This is a genomic window from Aeromonas simiae (genome assembly GCF_000820125.1).
GTDB lineage: Bacteria > Pseudomonadota > Gammaproteobacteria > Enterobacterales > Aeromonadaceae > Aeromonas > Aeromonas simiae.
This window is the reverse complement of sequence record NZ_CDBY01000020.1, coordinates 1-5979: the sequence shown is the minus strand read 5'-3', so window position 1 is coordinate 5979 and position 5979 is coordinate 1. Positions and strand designations below refer to the sequence as shown.

Sequence of the window (5979 nt, the reverse complement as noted above, 5' to 3'; positions counted from 1 at the left end):
GTTCCACCAGAGGGTGCGCATCAACTCAAGGATGTAGTGCGGTGGCATCGGGGCATTGCAAAAGCGGTGTAACTGTACGGCAAAGGCTAGGTAATCCTTGCGATCGATCATGAAGGCAGACATGGGGTGATTCCTTGAAATGCAAAAGGCCACCTGCAGTGAGGTGGCCCAGTGGGTAGTGTTGGAATATCCGGATCATGGTGTTGGCGCGGATGATCCGGGTTTGGGGATGCTGGCGTTATTCGTGCGCCTGCTCTGCGTCTGGGTAAGCCGCATCAAACAGGATGGCGTAGAGCGCACAATCAATGCCGTTGACGGTATCGTGATGCAGGTAATAGGGCGGTGCGTCTCGGGAGCGCTCGAAGTAGTCGCCAAAGCAGCTGAGGCATTCGCGGATCTCGATGGTGGATCCCCGCAGCAAGGCCTCTTCAAGCTGCCTGGCATAACCCTCGTCATCACGCGCCTTGGTGACGGCTTTTTCCAGTAATGCCAGCGCCTCCTCGTTGCAGGCAGTAGCCAGACGATGGCGCAGCTTGCTCAGGGTTTCCTCAAGGGAATAGGGGTTAGGTAATCGCATCGCTCATTTCTCTTTTGGAACGGACTAATGGCGCAGCTGATGCAGCAGCGCATCAATAGCCTCGATACTATCGGCCTGGGTGAGCGGGGAGCCGTTAGGCAGGTGAGCCACGATGGCGGGCTCGGTCTGCATCTCGACGTTGTCTGCCAGCCAACAGCGCAACTCGATGAGGATATCGAGGGCGGTGAGGTGGGTTTTGCCTGGGGTCTGGTTCATAGCTGACCTCTTTCGGCCATCGAGACTAAGCCCTCAGCACCGACCACCAGATGGTCAAGCAATCGCACATCGACCAGCGCCAAGGCTTCTTTGAGGGCCTGGGTAAAGACCCTGTCAGATTGACTGGGTTCCGGGTCACCGCTGGGGTGATTGTGCACCGCGATGATGGCCCCACTGTTGAGCAGTATGGCCCGCTTGACCACTTCCCGTGGGTAGATACTGGCGCTGTCCAAGGTGCCGCGAAACAGCTCCTCAAAGGCCAGTACACGATGTTGGGAGTCGAGGAACAGTGCACCAAACACTTCGTGCTCCCGGTCCTGCAGCAGGGTCTGCAGCCGCTCAGCGGCCTCTGTGGTACTGGTGATGGCGGAGCCTTTGGCAAGACGCTTGCGAGCAATCTGATTGGCGATACGCAACAGGTCTTGCTCGGTCACGGGTTCGGTGACGACATAGGTGCCGGGGCATTCCCCGGCTTTGAGTTTGTGGTAACGCATGTGGGGTTCTCCAAATAAACAAAACCCCGGCACACATAAAGCATGTCAGGGTTAAAGGTAGAGCGGTTGTTGGTTCACTTTGAGGGTAGTTCAGTTGCCCGTGGCAGCAGGGTCACACTTCACCGTTATCAGCAATCCGGGGACCAGTACAGTGAGGGGGATAGCGAGTGCAATACTCAGCCGTTCTGCCAGTTGGTAAGCCGGGCCAATGGTGTCGTAGTCAGCTACCCAAGTAGCCAGCCCTAACCCACTGGCCTCCATCGCCCGCAGATAGACGCTGTAGCCGTGCACGGTCAGGCCGCTGTCCCGCACTACTTGCGTCTCCCCTTCCCGATTGATGGCTTCCAGCTCAACGGCTATCGGTTGTTTGGGCATCGTGTGCCTCCTCTTGGGGTAAGGGGTCACTCTCTACTCGATAACCGTGATGAGTGCAGGTACGCTGCAGGTCAGCCAGGAAACTTGCCAACACACGGGGTTGCTCGCTGAGAGAAACCGGTCCTGCTTGGCTGCGCCAGAAACAACGACGCTTAGGGTCAACGCAGATTTCATCCACGGGATGGCTCATGGTGCGCCAGTCCTCGGCATTGGTGAGGGAGAGCAGTTGCCACTGCCCCCCATACCAGCGCAGGTGCAGTGTAACGGTGCGAGCGTTTGGGCTACCAGGAGTCAGATGCAGCAACCAGCGCTCGCCCTGGTGAGTCGGCTGCAGTTTGGCTTTGGCCGCGACCAGGCCCAACCACTGACGTGAGGTATGGGAGAGCGGCAGTTCGTTAGTCATCACACACCTCCTAATCGCCGCTAACCGTGACGCTGAAGCATTCCCGCCGGCAGTAGGCGATGAAGTTGCTCTGCCAGATGTCGAACAACTCCCGCGCTTCGGCCAATCGCAGCGGCCCCCAGCCCAACATGCTGTACTCCCCGTCTAGGAAGTTGAAATCAAGCTCCTTGCAGAGCTCGGCATCCTGGCCCAGCCCTTGGTAACTGAAATCGGTGACGTAATCGAACAGCCAGTCGTCAAGACCACGCACCAGGCGAATCTCGACTGGATGAACACCACCTTGTTCGGCGCTGTAACCGGGGTTACGGAAGTTGAAGGTCAGCTGGGTACAGCGCCCCAGATTGAGATCGGTACGTTCGGCTTCTTGGCTGAGCAGGGCCAGCAGAGCCTGACAAACGGGCAGGGCAAAGCCGTCCCGGTGAAAGGGAATCGTCATGGGTAGTGCTCCTTGTTGTGCGAGGGTAAGGCAGTGGCTCAGTCGGTGAGCCAGGACCAGAGGCGGCTGGCTGCGTGAGCAGTTAATACGCCGGTTGCCAGGGGGACCCAGTTTGGCGATGTCGCAAGGGTGGTCAGGGTGATAGCTGAGGTGGCGAGCGTTATGCAATCAGACGTTGTGCGCTCGTGGCTCAACACGGTCATAGCTGGGGGAATGATGGTGGTCTGCTGAGTACGGAGGGCTGCTTTCGCCACCGCCGTTGCTACCTGGCTAACCTGTGTCGAGTGGTGGATACCGTGGATGCACCACATCACGAAGTGTTCACAGTTACTGAACAACACATCGTAACGGTGTTCGCCCAGCCGTGTGCGGGCACGTTCGAGGCTCTCCGTTCGGCCATACCGCCTAACAGGGCAAAATTTGCACCAGATCGGCTTACCATCGGAAAACGCATCCAGAGAGGTCATCACTATCTCACCGGGTAGGCCGTGATTAGGCCCCTGGTAGTGGATAACGAGGTCGCCCCCGACATAGAGGCCGTGGTGGGTATAACCGAGGCGAGCAGTCACCAGATGATCGCCTGGGATGAATCGAGACATGAAGATAACTCCTTGTGGTCAGACATAAAAACGAAGCAGGGCACCTCGTGGGTGCCCTGGAGTCGGTGTGAAAAGATATGTGAAACCCTCCCACAGCCAACTGAGCAGGGTATCGTCTTGGGGCAGAAACTCGCCCGGCTGGACAGTGCCGACCGGGCATTGCTGCTGGAGACATTTGAGCGGTTGGTCGAGCGCCTGGCCAAATCCTGAGTTAGGGCGTACCGGGTGCCGGTGTGGCGCCCTTGCCTAGCTTGTTGGTTAACGGGGATGCCCGTGTTCGCGTTCCCCGTGGCTGGGCCACTGTTTGCGGTGTTGGTTCGGCAGTCGAATGTTCCCCTTCCTCCATCTGGGGGTAAAACTCCTCAAGCAGCATTGGCACCTCTTCATCCGCCTCCTCGAACTGACCGTTGCGCAGCAGCGCCCGCGCCACGGTTTCCATCTCGCTAATCGTCAGTCCCGCCTCATCATCCAGTAACGCTTCCTGCCGTGCCTGACCGACCGCCTCGGTCAGGGTCAGCTCGTCACGCAGAGTCAGATCCACGTAGTAGACCGGGGTACGGTAGGACTGGGCGGTGCTCTTGGCCCTCAGCCGTAAGGTCAGCGGCAGATAGCGAGTCAGGCCGCCACTCACTGCCTCGAAGTACTTGAGCCGTGCCGCCAGGGTCCGTACCGAGTTATAGCCAGTGGTGCGAAAGATAAAGCTGCCGAGTTCATCCCCCTGTCCCTCCACAAACAGGTTCAGTCGTCCGTACAGCTTGCAGCCCTGCTGCTGGCCGTAAGGGCAGCGCTCCGGACCGGGGCAACTGACCTCCTCCATCTCTTGTGCCCCCACCCGTTTTGCCATCTCTCCATTGCCGACACAGAGCGGTCTGCCAGTTTGGCGGTCAAAGGCGCTGTACTCTGCCCGCAGGTTCAGGTCGCTGTCATTGAACAGCACCCGCACCGGAATGGCGCGGATCTTGGCCTGCTCATGCCCTTGAGCGAACTGCTGATGCAAGGGATGGAGTAACCATCCCCCCTTTTGCTGGACCTGGGTGGTGAGGGTGAAACTGTCGTCCTTCTCCGGCACCCATTTCCCCTCTTTCTGTACCAGCCTGCCAATACAGATCCGCCCGATCACGGGCGGTGTGATAGCGAGTCCTTTGATCATGGCGTGTGTCTCCTGGCAGAGTGAACTGCCTGAATGGTGAAACGGCGTGAGCCGGGCACCGGTTTGACGTAGTGGCTGAGTAGGTCGGGATGATCCTGCCCGAGCCGTTCCAAGTCCGGGGCCAGCCGATCCTTGCTGCGTTTCCAAGTGATCTTGCCATCGGCAAAGAGTCCTGCCGTAGCCGCTCCCAGCGTGGCCTGTAGCTGCTGCTTGATTTGTGATTCGCGTAGTTCCACTTCCTCTTTGTGTTCGCGCAGATGCAGCAACTCCCCGAACAGCTGATTGAACTCGGGCGAATCGGAGAGATCGACGGTCTCCCCATCATCACGAGGAAATAGCCAGGCCAGCGCCGAGCCAGCATCCTCGGAGCCATCGGGCTCGGGCTGTAGGCCACTGGTGACCTGATGCCAGAACTGCACTTCCCGTTCGGTGAGATCCCGGATCTTCTCCTCATCACGATCGATGCGATAAATCCGAAAATCCTGACCACCGATCAGCACCGCAACTTCCGCCCAGGCATGACCGGTGACGGCTAGCTGATGCAGTACCTGACACTGGTAGGCGACCGGTACGCCTTCCTCCCATTGCGGGGCACTGTGATAGCTGGCGGTCTTGATTTCGAGGATGCCGGGGCCGTCGGGGTGGCCCACCACCTCCCGGTCGAGATTAGCGAGCATAAACAGATGCTCGGGGTGCTGGAGCACGGCATTGACCCGACGCACCCGGTAGCCGGTGCGCTTGGTGTAGACCTGTGCCAACACCGGCTCCAGTTCGATACCCCACAGTACAGCCTCTTTATGGGAGATATCTTCCGGCTCCTTGCGACCAGTCTTCTCCAACCACAGCGACAGCGGGCATCTATAGGGTGAGAGGCCGACCGCCACGGCGGCATCGGACGAGCCGATCCCCAGCTTGCGGATCGCCAGCCACTGTTCGCGAGGGAGGTCGGTGGTGGAGGCTAAACGGGTGGCCTGACCGTATTTGGCTTTTGCTTTCATCATTGCTCCTTGTCGGAGGCATAAACGTTCCCGCCCGGCCTGATGGCCGGGTAGGGGTCTATAACGGGAATATGAAATAAAACGGAGAGCGGTGATTACTGCAGCAGAGTAAGGGCCTGATTGAGGGCCTGAGACTTTAGCTGAGCCCCCTGACCGAACCAGGCAGAATCGAGGCGATAATCCTGGCTGCGAGCTCGGCGATGGTGGTCCACATATTCCGTGACGGCATTGACCAGCCCCCAGGCAGTATTGCGAGAGCTGACTAACTCAGAGCCCATGCCTGCGCCCTGATACAACTCGTGAAGCTGTTGGACGGGTCGGGTGAGGATGATTTTATTATCGGCATCCAGCGGTTGAGTCAACAAATCGCTAAAGAAGCGCAACGCTTCTTCTGGTGCGACGGGACGTGCAGCTAATGCCTTGGTCTGGGTCTTGAACTCATCCCAATGAGCAATTCCCAACCCCAATTCCTCTTTGACGATAGCGGGGTCAAATGTCGTCGAGTGGGAGACCTTGACCGCACCGGAGCTATTACGCAGCGCCATCTGTAAGGTGTTATTACAAACCACTCGCAGCGAGGTGAACTGGGCCGTGGTGCAGAGAGTGCCATCGCAGCTGGTAGCCAGCAGGAGGTAGGACTTCACCAAGTCATTGCCTTTGAGTTTCAAGTCTTGGCCGGTACTGGCCAGCGCCCACAACTTTCGACCGCCTTTAAGTGAGCCTGCGGTTTC

General features: G+C 58.5%; 10 protein-coding genes. All 10 read right to left on the bottom strand.

Annotation, left to right across the window (positions count from 1 at the left end; genetic code table 11):
* Positions 1-238 precede the first annotated feature (238 nt).
* The gene (locus tag BN1134_RS02620) at positions 239-577 is read right to left on the bottom strand and encodes a hypothetical protein (RefSeq protein WP_192873243.1); all 339 of its coding nucleotides are present in this window, start codon (positions 575-577) and stop codon (positions 239-241) included.
* 24 nt (positions 578-601) lie between these two features.
* Positions 602-793: a hypothetical protein gene (locus BN1134_RS02615; RefSeq protein ID WP_029303518.1), complete on the bottom strand. Its 192-nt coding sequence runs from the start codon at positions 791-793 to the stop codon at positions 602-604.
* Positions 790-1287 (bottom strand): RadC family protein, encoded by a 498-nt coding sequence (gene radC, locus BN1134_RS02610; protein ID WP_042045083.1) that lies wholly within the window; start codon positions 1285-1287, stop codon positions 790-792. Before radC ends, BN1134_RS02615 begins: the two co-directional genes overlap by 4 nt.
* A 90-nt stretch (positions 1288-1377) precedes the next feature.
* Positions 1378-1662, bottom strand: a complete 285-nt coding sequence (locus tag BN1134_RS02605; RefSeq protein WP_042045082.1) for a hypothetical protein — start codon at positions 1660-1662, stop codon at positions 1378-1380.
* Positions 1637-2065, bottom strand: coding sequence for a hypothetical protein (locus tag BN1134_RS19100; RefSeq protein ID WP_084214686.1), 429 nt, complete (start codon positions 2063-2065; stop codon positions 1637-1639). The genes BN1134_RS02605 and BN1134_RS19100 overlap by 26 nt, the downstream gene beginning before the upstream one ends.
* Before the next feature lie 10 nt (positions 2066-2075).
* A complete protein-coding gene (locus tag BN1134_RS02595) occupies positions 2076-2501 on the bottom strand; it encodes a DUF2787 domain-containing protein (protein WP_042045080.1) in 426 nt (141 codons plus the stop codon).
* Between the two features lie 38 nt (positions 2502-2539).
* On the bottom strand, positions 2540-3100 hold the full coding sequence (locus BN1134_RS02590) for a lecithin retinol acyltransferase family protein (RefSeq protein ID WP_042045079.1): 561 nt from the start codon (positions 3098-3100) through the stop codon (positions 2540-2542).
* Between the two features lie 211 nt (positions 3101-3311).
* Positions 3312-4250, bottom strand: a complete 939-nt coding sequence (locus BN1134_RS02580) for a recombination directionality factor (protein WP_042045078.1) — start codon at positions 4248-4250, stop codon at positions 3312-3314.
* Complete coding sequence (locus BN1134_RS02575) at positions 4247-5248, bottom strand: YqaJ viral recombinase family nuclease (protein WP_042045077.1); 1002 nt, start codon at positions 5246-5248, stop codon at positions 4247-4249. Before BN1134_RS02575 ends, BN1134_RS02580 begins: the two co-directional genes overlap by 4 nt.
* Positions 5249-5343: 95 nt before the next feature.
* On the bottom strand, positions 5344-5979 hold a 636-nt coding region (locus BN1134_RS02570; protein ID WP_042045076.1), incomplete at its 5' end, for a DUF932 domain-containing protein.

What these genes read in the sequence shown, in the direction of transcription:
- BN1134_RS02620 (WP_192873243.1), bottom strand. Translation starts at nt 577, where the DNA reads ATGCGATTACCTAACCCCTATTCCCTTGAGGAAACCCTGAGCAAGCTG.
- BN1134_RS02615 (WP_029303518.1), bottom strand. Translation starts at nt 793, where the DNA reads ATGAACCAGACCCCAGGCAAAACCCACCTCACCGCCCTCGATATCCTC.
- radC (WP_042045083.1), bottom strand. Translation starts at nt 1,287, where the DNA reads ATGCGTTACCACAAACTCAAAGCCGGGGAATGCCCCGGCACCTATGTC.
- BN1134_RS02605 (WP_042045082.1), bottom strand. Translation starts at nt 1,662, where the DNA reads ATGCCCAAACAACCGATAGCCGTTGAGCTGGAAGCCATCAATCGGGAA.
- BN1134_RS19100 (WP_084214686.1), bottom strand. Translation starts at nt 2,065, where the DNA reads ATGACTAACGAACTGCCGCTCTCCCATACCTCACGTCAGTGGTTGGGC.
- BN1134_RS02595 (WP_042045080.1), bottom strand. Translation starts at nt 2,501, where the DNA reads ATGACGATTCCCTTTCACCGGGACGGCTTTGCCCTGCCCGTTTGTCAG.
- BN1134_RS02590 (WP_042045079.1), bottom strand. Translation starts at nt 3,100, where the DNA reads ATGTCTCGATTCATCCCAGGCGATCATCTGGTGACTGCTCGCCTCGGT.
- BN1134_RS02580 (WP_042045078.1), bottom strand. Translation starts at nt 4,250, where the DNA reads ATGATCAAAGGACTCGCTATCACACCGCCCGTGATCGGGCGGATCTGT.
- BN1134_RS02575 (WP_042045077.1), bottom strand. Translation starts at nt 5,248, where the DNA reads ATGAAAGCAAAAGCCAAATACGGTCAGGCCACCCGTTTAGCCTCCACC.